This window comes from Amycolatopsis sp. NPDC039088 (assembly GCF_055598845.1).
In genome coordinates, this window is the sequence record NZ_JBVKAE010000049.1 from 1 (window position 1) to 17,965 (window position 17,965).

15 protein-coding genes are annotated in these 17,965 nt (G+C 64.3%); 10 read left to right on the forward strand and 5 right to left on the reverse strand.

The window, feature by feature from the left end; genetic code table 11:
• The first annotated feature begins 1,063 nt into the window (after window positions 1-1,063).
• The 6 genes from ACZ7KI_RS38710 to ACZ7KI_RS38735 all read left to right on the forward strand — a co-directional run bounded on the left by ACZ7KI_RS38710 (window position 1,064) and on the right by ACZ7KI_RS38735 (window position 5,454).
• Window positions 1,064-1,222, forward strand: coding sequence for a hypothetical protein (locus ACZ7KI_RS38710; RefSeq protein WP_470277977.1), 159 nt, complete (start codon window positions 1,064-1,066; stop codon window positions 1,220-1,222).
• Between the two features lie 35 nt (window positions 1,223-1,257).
• On the forward strand, window positions 1,258-2,022 hold the full coding sequence (locus ACZ7KI_RS38715) for a hypothetical protein (RefSeq protein WP_470277978.1): 765 nt from the start codon (window positions 1,258-1,260) through the stop codon (window positions 2,020-2,022).
• A 44-nt stretch (window positions 2,023-2,066) separates the two neighbouring features.
• Window positions 2,067-2,471: an ankyrin repeat domain-containing protein gene (locus ACZ7KI_RS38720; protein WP_470277979.1), complete on the forward strand. Its 405-nt coding sequence runs from the start codon at window positions 2,067-2,069 to the stop codon at window positions 2,469-2,471.
• A gap of 104 nt (window positions 2,472-2,575) precedes the next feature.
• Window positions 2,576-3,580: a DUF932 domain-containing protein gene (locus tag ACZ7KI_RS38725; protein WP_470277980.1), complete on the forward strand. Its 1,005-nt coding sequence runs from the start codon at window positions 2,576-2,578 to the stop codon at window positions 3,578-3,580.
• Between the two features lie 129 nt (window positions 3,581-3,709).
• On the forward strand, window positions 3,710-4,312 hold the full coding sequence (locus ACZ7KI_RS38730) for a hypothetical protein (protein ID WP_470277982.1): 603 nt from the start codon (window positions 3,710-3,712) through the stop codon (window positions 4,310-4,312).
• An 89-nt stretch (window positions 4,313-4,401) separates the two neighbouring features.
• Window positions 4,402-5,454 carry a DUF3560 domain-containing protein gene (locus ACZ7KI_RS38735; protein WP_470277983.1) on the forward strand — a complete coding sequence of 351 codons (1,053 nt, stop codon included), beginning with the start codon at window positions 4,402-4,404 and terminating at the stop codon, window positions 5,452-5,454.
• A gap of 528 nt (window positions 5,455-5,982) precedes the next feature.
• Here the strand turns inward: ACZ7KI_RS38735 and ACZ7KI_RS38740 are convergent.
• On the reverse strand, window positions 5,983-7,269 hold the full coding sequence (locus ACZ7KI_RS38740; protein WP_470277984.1) for a hypothetical protein: 1,287 nt from the start codon (window positions 7,267-7,269) through the stop codon (window positions 5,983-5,985).
• Window positions 7,270-7,793: 524 nt separating this feature from the next.
• Here ACZ7KI_RS38740 and ACZ7KI_RS38745 point away from each other — a divergent pair.
• The 3 genes from ACZ7KI_RS38745 (at window position 7,794) to ACZ7KI_RS38755 (ending at window position 12,414) form a co-directional block, all read left to right on the forward strand.
• Window positions 7,794-11,588 (forward strand): YobI family P-loop NTPase, encoded by a 3,795-nt coding sequence (locus ACZ7KI_RS38745; protein ID WP_470277985.1) that lies wholly within the window; start codon window positions 7,794-7,796, stop codon window positions 11,586-11,588.
• A 201-nt stretch (window positions 11,589-11,789) separates the two neighbouring features.
• Window positions 11,790-11,954, forward strand: a complete 165-nt coding sequence (locus tag ACZ7KI_RS38750; RefSeq protein WP_470278014.1) for a DNA-processing protein DprA — start codon at window positions 11,790-11,792, stop codon at window positions 11,952-11,954.
• 184 nt (window positions 11,955-12,138) lie between these two features.
• Window positions 12,139-12,414: a hypothetical protein gene (locus ACZ7KI_RS38755; RefSeq protein WP_470277986.1), complete on the forward strand. Its 276-nt coding sequence runs from the start codon at window positions 12,139-12,141 to the stop codon at window positions 12,412-12,414.
• 92 nt (window positions 12,415-12,506) lie between these two features.
• Here the strand turns inward: ACZ7KI_RS38755 and ACZ7KI_RS38760 are convergent, their stop codons facing one another.
• The 3 genes from ACZ7KI_RS38760 to ACZ7KI_RS38770 form a co-directional block, all read right to left on the reverse strand.
• The gene (locus tag ACZ7KI_RS38760) at window positions 12,507-13,445 is read right to left on the reverse strand and encodes a M23 family metallopeptidase (protein ID WP_470277987.1); all 939 of its coding nucleotides are present in this window, start codon (window positions 13,443-13,445) and stop codon (window positions 12,507-12,509) included.
• Window positions 13,446-13,451: 6 nt separating this feature from the next.
• Entirely contained in the window at window positions 13,452-14,486 is a 1,035-nt protein-coding gene (locus tag ACZ7KI_RS38765) for a replication-relaxation family protein (protein WP_470277988.1), read from the reverse strand.
• Between the two features lie 69 nt (window positions 14,487-14,555).
• Entirely contained in the window at window positions 14,556-16,841 is a 2,286-nt protein-coding gene (locus tag ACZ7KI_RS38770) for a type IV secretory system conjugative DNA transfer family protein (RefSeq protein WP_470277989.1), read from the reverse strand.
• 6 nt (window positions 16,842-16,847) lie between these two features.
• Here ACZ7KI_RS38770 and ACZ7KI_RS38775 point away from each other — a divergent pair, with 6 nt between their 5' ends.
• Window positions 16,848-17,012, forward strand: a complete 165-nt coding sequence (locus tag ACZ7KI_RS38775; protein WP_470277990.1) for a hypothetical protein — start codon at window positions 16,848-16,850, stop codon at window positions 17,010-17,012.
• An 88-nt stretch (window positions 17,013-17,100) separates the two neighbouring features.
• On the opposite strand, the gene ACZ7KI_RS38780 is transcribed toward ACZ7KI_RS38775, so the two are convergent.
• Window positions 17,101-17,940 (reverse strand): GP88 family protein, encoded by an 840-nt coding sequence (locus ACZ7KI_RS38780; RefSeq protein ID WP_470277991.1) that lies wholly within the window; start codon window positions 17,938-17,940, stop codon window positions 17,101-17,103.
• Window positions 17,941-17,965 lie beyond the last annotated feature (25 nt).

Sequence of the window (17,965 nt, forward strand, 5' to 3'; positions counted from 1 at the left end):
CGGGCGTTGGCTGCCGCTGTGCGGGTCGCGGGCGCGGGGGCTGGCTGCCGCTGTGCGGGTCGCGGGCGCGGGCGCTGGCTGCCGCTGTGCGGGTCGCGGGCGCGGGCGCTGGCTGCCGCTGTGCGGGTCGCGGGCGCGGGCGCTGGCTGCCGCTGTGCGGGTCGCGGGCGCGGGCGCTGGCTGCCGCTGTGCGGGTCGCGGGCGCGGGCGCTGGCTGCCGCTGTGCGGGTCTTCTCTTCCTATGCGTCTTCCCAACTCAAGGGCCTGACCAGCCCTGAGCAGCAAGGTCGACGCCGAAGGTAACGGCGAGATAACGGAACCCGGCTGAAGCTTGAAAGTGTCTAGTCAGTCTGTCAACCTAGACATGTAACCGAGACAGGCCGGAGGGGATGAGACAGAGAAGGGCGTGAGGACCGGGACACGGCGTCCCGCGAGCGATCTCCTTCCTTTCTTCTCCTCAAAGGTTTGGTCGTTACGAAATATAAGACCCGCATAGCGCGGGCAGCGGCTTGGGCCGCGCGGACAGCAGCGAAACCGTGCAGGGCAGTAGTGGGGAACGACGCGTAGCCAAACGCGTATTTCTAGTCTGAGATGCGTAGTAACTGCGCTTGCAGCCCCGTTATGTGAATCCCTTGCTATAGAGCGGAGTAGCGCGCATAAAAGGCATGCCTGCCAGAGGTGTGTCCCCAAGATAACTACATGGTGGTCTAGCACCGACAAACGTCACAACGTGTGGGCGTCCGGATTGTGTAAAGCGGTTGCCGACATTGAACGGCCCTCTCAAGCGCGTCGCGCTTTTGCTGTTCATAGCACGCTATGTCTTACGGGCATGGTTCCCTGCGTTGTGCACTAGACATAACGGCTTCCCCTTTTGGGGAGGTTCGGGGAATGCGCTACCGGCCGACCGGGCGCTATCGCTTGTGATTTCGCATCGCACGGACATAGAAGATGATCCCCTTTGCGCGAATCGCACCCGACGTGTCCACATTCCGGCCCGTACCAGTTCGCAACTGGCCTGAACCGCCAAACAACATGCAACTACGACACCATTGGAGGTTCTGTCATGACGCGTAAAGACTTCACAGAAATTGCTGATTCCGTACGCCGGGAAGTTGTCGCCGACGACGAACGAAAAGCGCTCGCCGACGCCTTGTGCACGTACTTTAAATCGGTAAACCCCGGATTCGACCGAGACCGCTTCTTTGCCGCATGCGGTCTGTGACCCGCACGAATCCGCACCCACTGGGAGTGTCAATCATGAACAACCCTGAAATTTCGTTTTCCGAAGATGCGAATCTGTATTTCGGGCAGAACTTTCGCTATGGGACATGGGACGGTGAAGACTGCGCCCGCGACAATGACTGGTCCGGATTCGGATTCGTGCTCGGATCGGGTGGTGATCCGCTGCCAATTCCCGGCGACTACCTCACCGGGCACCAGTGCGCCCACCTGGCGGACGTGTCCAACCAGCACGCGGCGGTGCGACTCATGGAGGAAGCGGCACCCGGCAAAGCGGCCGAGTGGAACGGCCTTCTTGCCTACGACTACGGCGATTCCGCCGCACGTGAGGCAGCCGACCGTATCGGTGCCGCTCTCGCCGGATACCCGCTGCTCGACGACGAAGATCTGTCCGAGCGGGAATCCGAGAACGCCGCGCGCGTGCTGGTCGACTGCTATGACGTGCCCGAGGAAATCGCGGCGGACGTCGTTTCGGCGCTGAGCGATGACGGACAGACCTTGTGCACCGACTGTCACGGCTGGGACATCGACCACATCATGTCCGAGCTGGGCTATCGGCAATGCGCCGAGTGTGACAAGTGGCTCGAAAGCGCTTGTGATGAGCCGCTGCATTACGACTGCGCCGAAAACTACGCGGAAGACGACTGCGAATGTGTTTCGGTCATGGTCGACGGATACCGGCACGGCAATCACACCGTAACCATGTCGGATGTTCGCGAAACATTGCGTGGCTGCGAACACTGTTACCCCGTTGTCTACCCCTACGGCAAAAACGTGGCGTAACAAACGCGACCCATCAAAGGGGTAGTAGGCAAAGGAGATACACCGTGGATTCCAACAATCCGGGTACTAGAAGCGAGAAGGACCGGCAATACGCGGTCTTTCGTGACTACGCCGACCAGCGCGGAGCCCGGCGCGCATACCAATCATTATCCACCATGGGTGCCTGCCATGAACTGCTAGTGAGCCTGGTCGTGCGTTATCTCGCCGAATCGGGCCCACAAGGGAATGAACAGCCCGATGACGAAACCGTATTCGCCTACGCCGCCGAACACGGACATGTACGGGTCGTTCTTCGATGGCGCGGATTGTGGCGCGGGCTGGCGTTCTGCTCGGTCGAACCGGACGAAACCGAGGTGTGGCACCGGCATTTCACCGATGCCGAACAATGGCTTACGCAACGCGCCGTACTGAGCCAGGCGGAAGAAACCATGAAATCTCACTACGACTAGGTACGCCATGTTGTGTCGTTTCGGTGCCGCGCGCATTGGCGTGCGGATGCCGTGACCGCACAACGGTTTCCCGTATCACCTCCGATAACGAAAGTGGGTTCGTCATGTCCAAAGAAACCAGCGAATGGCTCAACAACAATGTTCTGATCGGATTCACCGACAAACGTGGCCACGCGTGGCACTACCGGGCATCGGCACAGGGCAGCGAGCCGAACCATTACCCCGGCGCTATCCCGGTCGCCGACGTTCAGCGCCGCCTGTTCCACTGGACCGCCGAACGGGAACCGGTGCTCGTCGCGGGCAAGTTCGGCCTTCGCCGCGTGCCCAACAAGCAAGCCATCACCGCATCGGATACCGGCGACGTCCTCGGAATCTTCGCCGACGGGTACACCGTGCACCAGTACCAGGAATGGCTGCTCGACAAGGTCGGCACGATCCTTGATGACGGACTGTCGATCGGTTCCGCGGGCCTGCTGCGCGACCGCCGACAGGCATGGGTGAGCGTGGAAGTGCTCGAGAACATCACCACCCCGGAAGGGGTGGAGTTCCGGCCGAACCTGGTCGCCTGCACCAGCCACGACGGCAGCCTGGCCACCACCTACAAGCGCACCGTCACCAACGTCGTGTGCGACAACACGATGTCGGCCGGTCTGCGCGAGTACGGCCAGCAGTTCAAGGTCAAGCACTCCAAGAACGGCAAGTTCCGAATCGTGGAGGCCCGCGACGCGCTCGCGATGGTCCACACCGTGGCCGAGGAATTCGCCGCCGAGGTCAAGGCCCTGTGCGAAACGACCGTGACCGACCAGGCATGGCGCGCCTTCCTAGACGAACACACCCCGGTGCCCGAGGAGAAGGGACGCGCCCGCACCACCGCGACGAACGAGCGGACCGCGCTCAACCGGTTGTGGAACAGCGACAACCGGGTCAGCCCGTGGCGCGGTACCGCGTGGGGAGTCGTGCAGGCCATCAACACCTACACCCATCACGAAGCGATCGTGCGCAACGCCTCCCGCGCCGAACGCAACATGTCCCGCGCGGTGGACGGAAAAGCCGACGCGCTCGACCAGGAAACCGTGACGACGCTCGGCAAGGTGCTGGCTTCGGTCTGAAAAGTACCGTCGCCGCTTCGGTGCCCGCGCGGCCATGCGCCGCGCGGGTGCCGTGGCCGCGAGATGGCCACAACCGGCGCCCGAACCAAAACCAGTGCACACAAAACCCCGACACGGGAAGGAAAACCCATGGACATGCAGGCATTCGCGGCAGCGATGGCTGAAGCGCTCGACGGAACGTGGACAATCGAATCGGGCTACCACGGCCAGCGAGACCGCTACCTCATCGGCCCAGACGGCGAACAAGTTCACGTGTGCTACTCCGACTGGGAGAAGACACCACGGCTCAGGCTGTCCGCCAGCCTCCCGGCCAAACTGGCGACTATCCGGCACCGCCACGGAAACCCAGCGCCATCACACGAAATCACGGTGTCACCGGCCAAGACGCCCGAAACCGTCGCCGCCGAGACTGCCCGGCGGCTGCTGCCCGGCTACCGGGTCACCCTCGCGGAAACCCGCGAGCTGAAACAACGAATCGATGACCAGGCCGCCGCACGCGACCGGCTCGCGCACGCCATCGCGGACTCGCTCGGCGCGACCGTCCACACGCCCGGCCCCAGCCCGCTCGGCCACGACCCGCAGGAAGCCATCGTGCGCTACCAGGGGGTGCTGGCCGGCACCGCCACGGTGCCCCGTAGCGGCGGACACGTGGCCTTCGCCTTTTCGGTCGCTCCGGGCGACGCCGCCCGTGTCGCTGCGTTCCTGGCGACATTCCCGCGAACGGTGGGTTGAGACCAGGACCACCGATCCGCCCGGATCTAGGCAGGCCGAACAAGACGGCTCACACCACGTGCGAAGTGAAGCGAAGGAGGCGCATCGCCATGTCCTTGGGAACTCTGACAATCCACCACGACTACGAATCCGGCACCACCGTCGAAGGAACCACTCGTAACAGTCCTGCGCACTTAGCGCTGAAGGCGCATCCGTCCTGGACCTGGTCGCGCTACGCCGGAGCGTGGCTGCTTCGGTCCTCACGGCATCGCCAGTCGAAGCCGTACGCCCTCGCCGAGATCGAGCGCGTGCTCACCGAGGCGGGCTACATCGTCGAGCGCGACATCGACGACACGATGCCCAGCGTCGAGCAGCAGGAAACCGATCTCGCCGACCGGATGGACGATCGGGTCGACCGGCTAACCGAACGCTCTGGGAAGCATCAGGCCAAGGCCGACGCCACGCGGGCGAAAGCCGACTACGTGTTCCGCAACATCCCGATGGGCCAGCCATTGCTGGTCGACCACCACAGCTACAAAGCCGACCGCAACCGTCGCGAGTGTGCGTGGAACAACCTCGGCAAATCCATCAAGCAGGGTGAGTACGCCGACGAGCTGGCGCGCCGCGCCGACACCGCGTCGCACCACATGGGCGCCCGCCACAACCCGGTTACCGTCGCCAACCGGATCGAGAAGCAGGAAGCCGACCGTCGGCGTCTTCAGCGCGAACTCGACGGCGAACCGGGCTGGGTGACCGAGACCGACGAGCACGGCCAACCGCGGCACCGCTGGAGAATCCAGCACCCAGGCGAGGAGCGCGCGGTCTACCTACGGCGCGAAATCACCACCCTCACCGAGCAAATCGACTACTGGAAGAGCGTCTATACCCAGCTCCAGGCCGAAGGCAAGGCATCCACGCTGGGGCCAGACACCGTGCGCAAGGGCGACTGGGTGCTTTACAACAGCATGTGGATGCGGGTACGGCGGGTCAACAAGAAGTCGGTGACCGTGCCGAACCCGGTCTTTCCACCACCACGGCCCGGTGAGAAAGAGGCCGCCTGGACCGTCGCCTGGCACAAGCTGCGCGGCCACCGCACCACTGAGCAGATGCCGCCGGAGGTCGTCGAGGCGTACGAGGCGGCCGGCACCGACCGGATCAACTAATGCAACGTACTCCGAAACCCGACCCATCGACGAAATATGGGCTACCGTGCAACTCGATGAGGTCGTTGACCGAAGCGATCATCGCGCCGGTCTCATCGAATCCCGTACAGACAGCACCGTGAGGCGCTCAGACGTGATCTCTCATCCGTTTTTGACCTCGTTTGATGTCGAGAGCTGGCTGCCAGTTGCAGGTTCGGTTCGCTGGCCGTGCTGGTCCAGGCCCAGCAGCCGGTTCTCGAACTGGTCGTAAGCGCGCTGGCAAAACTTCTCGTAGCGAGTTCGGGCCTCCGGAATGGGCAGCAGCCACGTAGCAATGCGAACCCGGAGACATCCCAACAACAAGCCGAGCAACGAGGTGGATGGACGGCGAGCAAACCTGCGTCGCACCCAGGCGACAGCCATGGGTACGAGAACAGTGAGGGAACCCCAAATCGTGGGTAGCACGAGAAACCCCTCCTCGGGTTTCTCGGCTTGCCACGCCGATCTCTGCAGCTCACTGCCGCGGGCACCTTGTACGTCGCGAGGAGTTTACCTGGCTCCCGGATCGTATGCTGTTTCGGACACGCCTGGAGCCCAGCGCAACGGTTGGACCATGCCACCGCTGGCCAGGTACTCCTCGTACTTTGGCTTGAGCAGCTTCAGCGGCATCCGGACAGATACGCCCTCGACCTTGATCTTCTCTCCTTTCGGGCCTGTGGTGACGTAGCTGTTATGGTCGCAGCGGAAGCTGTGGAATACGTCGGTGCTCCCTTCGAAGTCGGTCACCACGCCTTCAAGTAGGGCCCCGCCGTGACGGTGACCGTCGTTCGACAGCGAGAGCAGAGGACTCCCGGGTAAACGGCCAGGGAGCACATATGCGCGTCCCCGCAGTTGCCCGCACCGGCCCCCGTTACCTGCGCACCGCACCTCAAAGGCGACCTTCGACCGGCCCGGCGGCTCGTCAGGCCGGTAGGACCCGTGGGCGAGTTCGTACTGTTCGTCGGTGATGCGCTTCAGCACCGCGGCCCGGCGGTGCTGCTGCGCGACGGAGCCGTCAAGTTCATGGCGGAGCGCCATGGTTAGGGCGGCGATCCTGTTGGCGGTCTTGATGTGTGCCCAACTCTGCTGGTCAACGATGGGAACGTTCGTGCTGACTGGTTCGAGGACGTTCACGAACGCTACGGTGTCGTCGGTCGTGTTGAGGAGGGTGATCACCTGTTGAAGCTGTTCGTTGGATGCTGCTCCGAGAAGTGTGGCAGCCAATTGTTCGGCCTGCGGGTCGGGAGCACGGATGTCGGGCGGAGGTGGTGCCACCAGTGCGGCCGCCCGCTGGCCGAGGCTATAACCTCGGGCCAGCCATCCGTTCACGATCGCCAAATCGGCGCGGCTCAACGGGGTAGCAGGGTGTCCGTGGCCGACTCGGTGCAGCCAACTGTTCACCGAGTGCCAGTCCCAGACGCGGATCTTGCTCCAAGGGTTAAGGCAGGCTGGGAAGTCGCCGGGCCCTCGTTTGCCGCTGACGTAATGACTGACGGCTTGACGGGTGAGGCCGGCGCGTTCGGCGATCTCCGGCATGGTGACCAGATCTGGAGCTAGCTCGTCGACATGGACGTGAAGATTCTGCTGGGCGGCATTGATCACCCGTTGGGCCAACCGGACTGTGTCGGTACAGCGGCTGCCAGGTTCTTCGATGATCAACAGAAGCCGACGATCGATCAACTCCACACGGCCAGTGAAGTACCGGTGGAACGCTGTCACGCCCGTTGGGTCGCCGGCGTCGAGAACCGCCCACAGTCGGAGGACCCAAAGCACGTCGGGGTCTCGCTCACTGGTCATGCTCATCATCGTTGTTGACAACCCGCAACGTTGACAACTCGCAACGCCTCGTGACAGCGGATTGGGGCTGGCGCGGCCAGGGCATCTGCGGCGCGAATCTCGGCCACGGACCGTGGTCAAAGATCAATCCAAGTGACACTGGCTGCAGCTGCCACAGTGGGGCACGCAGCACCCTCACTGCTTCATCACCTAGCGTCGATACCTGAGCTGGCTCCCTGAATACAGCCTCGTCTCGCTATGAGGTCGAGCTGGAGCGGTGTTGTCGAGCCGGATCGCGTCGGCGGTCAGGGCAGGTGCTCCGGAGTTTGCGTTTGAATCGCTCGCCCGTGGGTCGCCTCCACAGCGGTAGCGATGGCGGCGTTGGTGACAGTGTGCGGCGCCGAGACGGGGACGCAGCATGCGTCGCGCTCGCCACACTGTGGCCGGAGAGTCAGTATTCGGCGGGTCGTCGGCAGGACCAGGCCGAGACACCTCACACTGGGGTTCTGTGGTGTGAGAAGGTACAGAGCGCTGGAGGAACCTGAATGGCCAACGCTAACGATGAGGCGTCTGAAAGCAACGCCGAGGCCTGCGAAGACGTTGGCGCGCCCGGTGGTGCTGGCAGGGGGGCGGGCTCAGCTAGCCTCGCCTCTGTCCCGACGTTTCCTTCGCTGGAGTCGCTGGCCTCACGCTACGTAGCTGAGCAGCACGAGACTTATCTGCGGTACCTCCAGGAGTCAGTGGAGGAGCCGCGGAACCTCAACATCGCGCTTACAGGCCGATACGGGACGGGCAAGTCCAGCGTTCTCGACCAGTTTGTGTCCGAGGGCAAGAAGTGGAGGTTGCGCACAGCGTTCAAGAACAAGAGCAACACACTCCGCATAACGATCTCTACGCTCGGGTCGAACTCCCAGAGGGCGAGTTCTGAGGAAACGGGCTCCGAAGAATCGACTCTCACCAACCGGATTCAGAAAGAGCTCGTCAAGCAGCTGATCTATCGAGTGTCGCCACGAGACTTCCGTTTCTCGCGTTTCAATCGCATCGTCCCGCTCTCCCGGAAGCGTGCGATGGGCGAGGCGACTATCGCGGTCGGCTTGGTCGGTGGGATCCTTTGGTTCTTCAAGATGCTACCGGACATCAAGTTGCTGCCCGGCATCGCTGGGATCGGACCTGGGTATCAGTGGTTGGTCCACGTGGTGTCGTGGCTCGTGCTCGCTGCCCTCGTCGTAGTCGTGCTCGCCACGGTGCGACTGGTCATTTACGGCCGGTTCGTCGTGTCCGACGTCTCGGCGGCCGGGGCAACCGTGAAGCTGTCGCCGCGAAGCTCGACCTACTTCGACGAGTACCTCGAAGAGATCGTCTACTTCTTCGATAAGGTCTTCCCGGACGTCGTGATCTTCGAAGACCTCGACCGCTTTGATGATCCACACATCTTCGAGGCTTTGCGGGAGCTCAACACGCTCCTCAACGAGACTCCGAGGCGCCTCAAGAAGAAGAAACCACTTCGGTTTGTTTACGCTATCAAGGACAGCCTGTTCGAGCGGCTGGGCTCCGACGCGGAGAAGTCGAAGGGCGATGCTGCTGCCGCTGAGACCGTGCGTGGCAACCGTACGAAGTTCTTCGACGTCGTGATTCCGGTAGTTCCGTTCATCTCGCACCGGAACGCCCGCGAACTCCTCGATGGGTTGCTCAAAGGGCGTGGAGTGACGGACATCGACCGCTCCCTCATAGCGCTGGTTGCTCAGCACGCCACCGACATGCGGCTGTTACGGAATATCTGCAACGAATACGTGGTCTTCGTCGAGCGACTGCTCAAGTCGGATAAGACCGCGCCCGGCCTGACCGCCACCAATCTCTTCGCGCTGGTCGCGTACAAGAACTTCCACCTCGAAGACTTCGAACACATCTCGCGCCGCGACAGTGATCTCGACGTGCTCTATGATCGGCGCCGGGAACTGGTACGCGCGGCCATCGATGACTGCGAGAAGCACAAGCGTGACATCCTGAACGAGCCGACCAGGTACAAGTCGAGGAAGCCACTGGCCGCGCAGTTGGGCGACCGACTTGTGACGATCGGGACGGTCACCAAGGACGCATCCGGGCTCCGATCGTGGCGGCACCTGCGGTTTTCTGTTGGTGGTGAACACTATTCCGCAGACCAGGTGGACTCGTATCAGTTCTGGGCCGTTGTGGCCGAGGCCAGTGGGATCCTCATCCAGGCTTCTCCCGAACCGAATGGCAGTGGTGGTTTGCGCGACGCGGGCAAGCTGGATCGTGGCCAGATCGAGAAGCTCTTCCCGGAAGCGCTGGATGCAGGCCGTTGGGCCGAGATCGACGAGCGCGCGAACCAGGAGACCTTTAAACGTCTCGACGTCGACATCGCGTTCTTGCGCGGAGCAGACTTCAAGGATCTTGTCCGCGCAAGCCGGTTCACTTTGTCTGTGAAGGGCAGTGACAAGAACTTCGCCGACCTCGTGGACGCGACCATGAAGTCGCGGTTGGCACGCGAACTCGTGCAGCAGGGCTACCTGGACCGGAACTTCGCTCTGTACGCGGCGCAGTTCTACGGTGACTTTACCGGCGTCGACGTCGCCAACTTCATCGTGCACACCGTGGAGACCAACACGATGGACATCGACTACGCGTTCAGCGGACCCGAAGCCATCGCGAACCTCCTTCTTGAAACGCCGGAGGACTTCTCCTACACGATCAGCGCATACAACACCGAGATCCTCGACTACCTCCTCAAGCAGAACAATGCCTTCGCAGCGGACATTGCCGACACCGTCGCGTCGAACTTCGGAGACGATGCGCGGAAGTTCCTCGGCTCATACCTCAACTCCGGCTCAGAACGAGCATCCTTCGCGGCTCTGTTGAGCGAGCGTCCTTGGCCAGGTGTGTTCACTTACCTAGCCAAGGACGCGGGCATCCCTGTGGACGTACGACCCGCCCTCGTTGACGCTGCACTCCGCAGCAGCAAGGAGGCTGAAGTATATGAGCTGAACTCCGATGTACGCGACTTTATTGTCGAGAACTACTCGAAGATGGAAACCTTCACGAGCCGTCAAGACGGTGACATTGCGGCGAAGGTCGTGACGCTCATAAAGGAAATGGGCGTCGTTCTTCCTGAACTGGCGGGGCTGGACGAGACGATTCGGGATCGCGTCGTGTGCCACGACCTGTATCGCCTCACAGCAGAAAACCTGCGCGCGGCACTGGGCACCACAGGCGACGTCGGTTTCGATCGGATACGCGAGCGCGCGGACGTATACAACCTGTGCCGGAGGCGCCCGGACGAGTACCTGGCCGTGGTGCAGAACGACAGTCGCACTCCACACTCGTTCCTCACCGAGTCGACACTCACCGAAGTCCTCTCCAAGCTTTCCGAAGCCTGGAGTGCGGAACACGTCCGGGAGTTCATCGCGATGGCCGCGCCAGGCAGCCAGCTAGAACGGCTCGACTCCGTTCCTGAACGGTGCTGGCCGGACCTTGCGGCACACCACCTTTTCCGCGCGACTGTTCGAAACATACAGGCGTACCGCGATGCGATTGGCGTCATCGACCAGGCGCTTGCCGACCTGCTCGTTCAAGCAGGAAGCCTCGACGGAACCGGCGAGGACGAAACCGCGAAGATGAACGTCGCCGTCAACGTGCTCAACGCAATCGACACCATCCCCGAAGCTCGGAAACGGGTCGAGTTGGTCGTGGGCCTGCAGCTCGAGCGCTACGTGTCGTCCGCGGATATCGAGCCGGAGGGCGGTGGCTACTTGGCGCTCCTGCTTGCTAACCAGGTGGTCGAGGACTCCGTCGAGGCGTTTACGCAATTCCGGAGTGCGGGGTGGGCTGCGATCGAGCCTGCGATCGAGAAGTCGAGTAAGTTCGTGGAGTTCATGGCACCGGAATTGGTTAATGATTTCATCCCTGACCTCCTGCGCAGCCACGTGGTCCCCCGACAGGCCAAAGAAGAGGTCATCGACGATCTTGCGCGGTATGTGCCTCATGACAACGGCCCCGCGCTGTCGGCAGCAGGGAGCTACGTCCTCGCCCAGAAGCGATCACTGCCTCTGGATCAAGTTGGTCGAATTGCGGCGGTCACACGCGACAAGGACCTCACGTTAGAGTTGCTGATTTTACTTGCGCCGCCTCCGGTAGAGCTCGTTCCCGTGTTGACGCGGCTGGGAGAGCCGTACAGCTACCTCACGAACCCAGTCAAGAACGAGTTTGATCTGCCTGCTGACGAGCTGCACCGGACGATCCTCGACCGCCTTAAGAAGGCTGGTGTCATATCCGGCTTCAGGAAGCGCCGGCTTGAAGGCTCTTACGTTGTGCAGCTGGAGTAGCGCAACATTCGGTATCGGTGTCGATGACCAGTGCTCCAGCCGTCGGACCAGGGAACTCATCTCGGCGTTAAGGGAGTCCTGGTCACCGAGTATCCCCTCGACACGAAACCTCGCCGCACCTGTGCCTACGGACGTCAACGCCTGGTCGCCGCTCTTGCGAGGCCACCGTGATCGTCGAGGCCGGCCGACGCAGCCCGGCCCCTGGCTGTAGCGCGTATGGCTTCGAGGCTGGGCTGCCGCGTCTACGCGGTCCCGGGGCTGGTCACCTCGGCGAAGTCCGCCGGGACGAACGAGCTGCTGCGGACCGGGATGGCCACCGCCGTCACCTGCGCCAATGAGGTCACCGCCGCCCGCGGACTCCGATGAGTCGCCGAAGCCCGCTTGGTCCAGGTCGGCAGGGGTGCGTCGTGGCCAGTAATCGCTGGTCACGACACACCCCTGCTGACCCGCGGGTTGTCTCGGTAAGGTGTCTAGGGCGACACGGCGGCAAACAGCTGGTCAGCCAAGCCCAGAGGTCGGCCAACCCTGGCCACGTGAGAGAGGGCCGCAGATGGACAAGGACGAGCACATCGCGCTGCTGCGCGCCCGCCGACACCGCGTGGAAGCGATCGAGACCACGCTGGAGAACATCCGAGACGTGGAAAGCTCGCTCCAGGAGATGAAAGAGATCCTGAGTAAGCAGCTGAAAGTCGAACGCACCGAACGGCTCGCCGACATTCGTGAAGCGGACAAGGCCGGTGTGCCGAAGACCAGAATCTCCAAGGAGGTCGGCCTTAGCCGCGCGAATCTCTACAACCATCTCAAAAGCACCCCGCCGGATGAGTAGCCGGACTCACGCGTCTGGACGATTGCCGGAGACGAGGGGCATGCGTCGAGAACGCGACGAAGGCCCCTCCCGGGCGCGGCTGTGCGCACCTATCAGCAGAGCTGGCCTCCTCGCTGCCGGTAGAATTCCACGGGATCGACGGCCTGCCCGTTGGCCTCGATCTGCAGGTGCAGGTGCGCTCCGGTGGACGCTCCCCGGTTTCCGACCGCGGCGATTGGCTGGCCGGCCTGAACGGATTGTCCTTCGCGGACCAGGTTGTGGTCGTTGTGACCGTAGATCGTCACGATCCCGTCCCCGTGCTGGATGCGGACCCACAGCCCGTATCCGGACGCCGGACCTGAGCTGATCACCGTGCCGGAGTTGGCCGCCAGGATCGGCGTACCGATGGGCGCACCGATGTCGAGTCCTTTGTGGAACTCATTGCCGCGGTACCCGAATCTGGAGGTGCAGGTGCCGCGCGTGGGGGTCGTCCATCCGCCGGTCGTGCAGGTGGCACCTTGGACCGCCCCGACGATCTGGCGCGCCACTGGCTCGAATTTTGCGTAGCGGTCAGGAAAGCCCGACCGCTGCACGGTCTGTGCGGCGACGGTGACCGGCATGTTCTGCCAGTTCGGCAGCGCCAGTAGATGCCGGTAGAACTGCTCGCTGCTGTAGGTGGGGTCCATGATCTGCGCGACCGTTCCCCAGCCTTGCGAGGGCCGCTGCTGGAACAGGCCGACACTGTCGCGATCGCCATAGTTCAGGTTCTTCAGCCGCGACTCGGTGAGCGCCGTGGCCACCGCGACGACCCAGCCCTGCTCGGGCACGTTTATCCGTTTGCCGACAGCGACGATCGTCGCCGCGTTGCCCATCTCCTGCGGTCCGTACCCCGCTGCCGAGGTCGCGCTCGCCCCGGCAGGGGCACAGTTCAGGCCACCGGTGGAACTGCTGGAACTGCCGAACACGGCTTGAACCACAGCGATGGCGCCGCCGCCAATGAAGAGAATGATCACGACGACGAACCCGGCACCGGCGGCGGCCACCTTGCCCATGACGCGTCACCTCCACGGACGCGCGGGGTCGGGCGGGGGCATCGGGGAAGGCGGGGCCACCTCCGCACGTGCGGAGGCAGGCGTCGCGGCAGTCGGAGGCTGCCCACCGCCGGGAGCCGAGGCACGCAGGTCCGGCCAGAGGACGGGCAGGCCAGCCAGCGCCACGCGACCAGCGGTGCCGGACTCGTCGAGCCGTCGCCAGCGTGGAGCGGCCATATCGAGCGGGTCAGCGGCGGCTTCGCCGCTGCTGGTTGCCACGGGTACGCGTGCAGGCCGGTCGAGACCGCGCAGCGCCTCGGCCATCGCCCTGCGTGCGTTGACTTCACGCTGGGCACTGGGCAGCCACACCAGCACGGGTGTGGTAATACCCGTGACCTCGGCCAGCCGCTCGTAGCGGGCCAGTTTGCCCGCCAGGCGGGACAGTTGCTCGGTGCCGAAGTCGAACTCGACGAACCACTCGACCTCCCGGCCAGCCTCACGCCAGCGTCCGTAGCCGTCCGGGGTGACGATGTCGCCCCAGTGCCGGCCGCACCGGGCCGCCGACCACCACGCCGCGAGCACACCAGCGGCACCGGGCTGACGCGCTCGGCGGATCAAGGTGGTGAACAGCCCGTTGCAGCCCACGGTGTGCGCCAGCTGCAGCGAGAACGCGCGTCCGATCCCGCGCTCACGACTGTAGCCAAGTTCCTTGGGATCGATGCCGTCCTCGCGGGCGAGAGCGACCGCCCCGGCGGTGTCGAGGACGTAGTACATCGGGTGCGAGCCGCGGTCGCGGTGCGGCTGGAACCGGTGCACCACGCCCCACTGGTAGAGGCTGCGCAAGCGCAAGTTCGCGGCGCGGCGACCGGTGAAGGCGATATCGATGATCTGGGTGCTGGTGAGCACGTGGTGCTCGAACAGCATCCGGCACAGCCACCGGTCACGGTCGGTGAGATGCCGGGCCAGCCACGCGTGGTGCTCGGCCGAGTTGAGCACGCGCGCAACAGGGCGTTCTGGCCGATGTGCCCGCAATTGCCTTTGCTGGGTGGGATTGCTCACCATCGTGACAGGCACCTCCAATACGGCAGGACGTGAGAACGCCCTGCGGGCAAACGGAAAAGCTGAGCGGGGTCAGGCCGCGCGGCGCGGATCGAACGCCACCGGCTTGACGTCCTGGGTCGGCTCGGGCGTGGCTCGAGGTTCGGTGTTCACGAGCGCGAGCCGACGGATCTGCTTGGCCCGACCGGGAATCGCGGGCGGAAGTTTCTCGGTGACCGCGGTGAACGGGGGAGCTTCCTCGCTGTCGAGCACCAACCGCGCGGCGATGTGGAACCGGCCGAGATTGGCGAGGTCGTGCTCGGAGAGCCGAGGCGCGGTGTGCCGGGCCAAGTCCCGGGCGTCTTCAGGGGACGCCGAGAAAATGATCTTCGAGCGGGCGTTGGTGCTGATGCCTTCCTCCAGCTCGCGCGGCAACTGCCGCAGGTACTGGTGCGCGAGCGTCATCGACATCCGGTAACCCCGGGCTTCGGCGAGCATGTCCTCCATCGGGTACGCCAAATTGAGGAAGTTGTGGCACTCGTCGATGTAGAGCGAGGCATCGTGCCGATCACGCTGCGGAATCCGGGCACGCCTGGTGGCGGCCTGCCACGTACGGGCCACCACAATCGAGCCGATCAACCGCGCGGTGTCCATCCCGAGCGCGTCCTTGCCCAAGCGCACCAAGCAGATTCCGCCGTCAAGCACCGCATCCATGTCCACAGTGGACTCGCCCCCGGCGAGGGAGGCCCGCACGAACGGGCGCAACAACAAACCGCGGAGCTTGTTCATCAGCGGCGCGACGACCTGCGCCCTGCTGGCGTCGGACAAATCGTCATACCAGTGCCAGAAACCGGTCAGGACATCGTCGGAGATCTGTTCGAGCGCGCGCTGCCGAAAAGCGGGCACCGTCAACAGTTTCGGCAGATCGGTCAGTGTGGGCGTGCCGGGCAGCTCGCGCAAGGTCAGCAGCCCGGAGCGCAGGATGTCCTCGGTGCGCGGCCCCCAGCTGGAGGCATAGACGTGGGAGAAGATCGACACCAGGTTGTCCACGGTGCGGGCGGTGTCATCGCCTTCGAGCGGGTTGAGCACGGGCGGACGGGACCGGCTGTCGGCATCGAAGAGCACGACCTTCTCCCCGAGCCGCGAGGGCAGCCGCATCAGCGTGTCCGCGACCAAGTCTCCCTTGGGATCGATCACGACCAGCCCACGGCCGGCGTCGGCGTCATCGAGGATCATCCGCGCCATCAGTTCGGACTTGCCCGACCCGGTCGCACCCAGGATGTGCAGGTGATGACGCGCGTCCGCCACGCGCAGCCCCACCGGCCGGGAGTGACCGGAGTCGGTGATCCCGATCGGTTTCACTCCGGCGCCCTCGGTGGCGATCCCCGGTGGCGGCGGCACCGCCTTCGCCCCGGCGCGCTGCAAACCGGGCACGGCCTCGTCGGTCGGGACGTGCGCGAGCGCGGCCAGCTCGGCGATCGAGAGCAGATCGCCGGAGGTGAGGCGTCGTTCGGCCACTGCCCGGATGGCGCTGGTGAGCCGGACGCGACGGTAGTAGTTGTGTTCGCTGTAGGCCGCGAACGCGCTGGCGATGGCATGCCCGCGTCCGCGCAGGTGTTCACGCACCGGAACCCGCTCCGCACCGGTCGCGTGCTCGTCGACCAGGGTTGCCACTGCATACCTGATGCGGGTCTCGTACTGGGAGCCGCGCTGTTTGGCGACGATGACCCGGTCCTGCGCGGAGGTTTCCAGCGAGGTCTGGTGATCGACGACCGGCCCCTTCGCGGTCGTGCTGGGCTTGCGTGATCCGGTGTGCGGGGTGATGAGGTCCAGCAGGCGCCCGGCCAGCCGGACCGAGCTGCCTGCGCGGACCCGGCGGGCGGCTCGGCGGGCTTTGCGGACACGGGCGCCGGTGACCGGTCGCGCGAGGATCTGCACCACGGCACGTTCGTGGGTGGCCATGCCGACCGGGGCGCCCAGCAAGGCGCGGACGGGATCAGTGGGAAAGTCCGACCGGATGGGCAGTGCCTCGCTGCGGGCCAGGCGCAGTTCTCCGCCCACGGCCTCGACCGCTTTGCCCGGCGGATTGGACAAGGGAATCGGCGGCTTGGCGGGTGTGGTCCGGGTGTGCGCGCCGGGCCAGGCGGCCTCGATGGCGCGTTCGGCCATGCCGGGCGGGACGACTCCCGGCGGCCACAGCCGCAGCGCGACCCCGGCGTGGGAAAACACGTACTCCCACACAATGTGCGGCTGGCCGTGCATCCGCCGTTTCCAGCCGGACCGCAACAACCCGACCAGATTGGAGTACAGGGCCGCCGCACCGTCTGGATCGACCGTGGGCGGAGCCAGCACCGTGACCACCCGGGCGTCGGAGGCCATCCGGTCATGGCACCGGCGCGCCCACCACCGTCGCCCGACCACGACGCCAGCCACCGCAAGCGCAACGGCTGGCCCGACGAGTGGCCCCCACGCCAGTGCGAATTCCCGCAACGCGGCAACGACAGCACCCACTGCGGCGCCGGGATCGCGGAGGTAGTCCTGCAACGGTGACGCAAGCGTCCTCGCCGAAGCGATAACAGACTGAGTGGATGACATCAGAAATCCCCCTCTGTCAACGAAAAGTGAAAAGGTTGCGGAGTCAGGCCGCGTATCGCTCGGCGTCGTCGACGCTCGGTTGGCTTTCCGGAATCGAGGTAGGAGCGGATGCGTCGTTGGGCACGAGTCGCAGATGGCGGCGCCGCTTGTGTGCCCGTTCGGCGTCGATCTCGGCCTGCCACTGCGACAGCCGCCGTCCGCCCATGCGCTTGAGAAACTGCGGGATGCGGTTCGCGGGCACCCCGACCAATCGCGGGCCGAGTACGGCGAGCAGGTCCGAGGCTTCCTGCGACGACCACCCGGCGGTCTCGGTGATGGCGTCCTCATCGGGAAACACATCGGCGACCCGGTCACTGTCGGGGTCGATGAACGAATCCTCGCGACCGCCGTAGCTGTAGACCCACAGGAAGTTCTCGGGCGGGTCCGGTTCGATCAGCCGCTTGAACCGTCGAACTTCCCTGGTATAGGCGTAAAATGTCACCTGCGGACAGGCGCGCATCACGCGACACCACGCCAACGTGTAGGCATCACTGAAAAAATCCCCGGCGTCGTGCACTCTGACAAATTTCCCATTGAGGCGCGGCGCTGACAGTTCGCGGATCATCGCATCTGTCCAGCCGGGTAGGTCGTCCAGGACGTAGGCGAGATTGTCGGTATGCTTGGCTTTTACCGCAGGGAAGAGATAGGTTCCTTTGCGCGCGTAGCAGATTCGAGTGCATGCGCTCGCCGCTGGGCGGGTCACCTGCGTCCGTCCATCAGGCAGCCGGGCGGCCAGCGCGGGCAGAGTCCAGTTCCAGACACCGATTGCGCGCATCTCCCGGTTCTGCGTCAGCAACCGGGCTGGCCGCGCCGGAACTGTGGTCACGCTGGCGGAAGAAGGCATACGACACCTCAAAAAGAAGTCAGGC

What these genes read in the sequence shown, in the direction of transcription:
- ACZ7KI_RS38710 (WP_470277977.1), top strand. Translation starts at nt 1,064, where the DNA reads ATGACGCGTAAAGACTTCACAGAAATTGCTGATTCCGTACGCCGGGAA.
- ACZ7KI_RS38715 (WP_470277978.1), top strand. Translation starts at nt 1,258, where the DNA reads ATGAACAACCCTGAAATTTCGTTTTCCGAAGATGCGAATCTGTATTTC.
- ACZ7KI_RS38725 (WP_470277980.1), top strand. Translation starts at nt 2,576, where the DNA reads ATGTCCAAAGAAACCAGCGAATGGCTCAACAACAATGTTCTGATCGGA.
- ACZ7KI_RS38730 (WP_470277982.1), top strand. Translation starts at nt 3,710, where the DNA reads ATGGACATGCAGGCATTCGCGGCAGCGATGGCTGAAGCGCTCGACGGA.
- ACZ7KI_RS38735 (WP_470277983.1), top strand. Translation starts at nt 4,402, where the DNA reads ATGTCCTTGGGAACTCTGACAATCCACCACGACTACGAATCCGGCACC.
- ACZ7KI_RS38740 (WP_470277984.1), bottom strand. Translation starts at nt 7,269, where the DNA reads ATGACCAGTGAGCGAGACCCCGACGTGCTTTGGGTCCTCCGACTGTGG.
- ACZ7KI_RS38745 (WP_470277985.1), top strand. Translation starts at nt 7,794, where the DNA reads ATGGCCAACGCTAACGATGAGGCGTCTGAAAGCAACGCCGAGGCCTGC.
- ACZ7KI_RS38755 (WP_470277986.1), top strand. Translation starts at nt 12,139, where the DNA reads ATGGACAAGGACGAGCACATCGCGCTGCTGCGCGCCCGCCGACACCGC.
- ACZ7KI_RS38760 (WP_470277987.1), bottom strand. Translation starts at nt 13,445, where the DNA reads ATGGGCAAGGTGGCCGCCGCCGGTGCCGGGTTCGTCGTCGTGATCATT.
- ACZ7KI_RS38765 (WP_470277988.1), bottom strand. Translation starts at nt 14,486, where the DNA reads ATGGTGAGCAATCCCACCCAGCAAAGGCAATTGCGGGCACATCGGCCA.
- ACZ7KI_RS38770 (WP_470277989.1), bottom strand. Translation starts at nt 16,841, where the DNA reads ATGGCCTCCGACGCCCGGGTGGTCACGGTGCTGGCTCCGCCCACGGTC.
- ACZ7KI_RS38775 (WP_470277990.1), top strand. Translation starts at nt 16,848, where the DNA reads ATGGCACCGGCGCGCCCACCACCGTCGCCCGACCACGACGCCAGCCAC.
- ACZ7KI_RS38780 (WP_470277991.1), bottom strand. Translation starts at nt 17,940, where the DNA reads ATGCCTTCTTCCGCCAGCGTGACCACAGTTCCGGCGCGGCCAGCCCGG.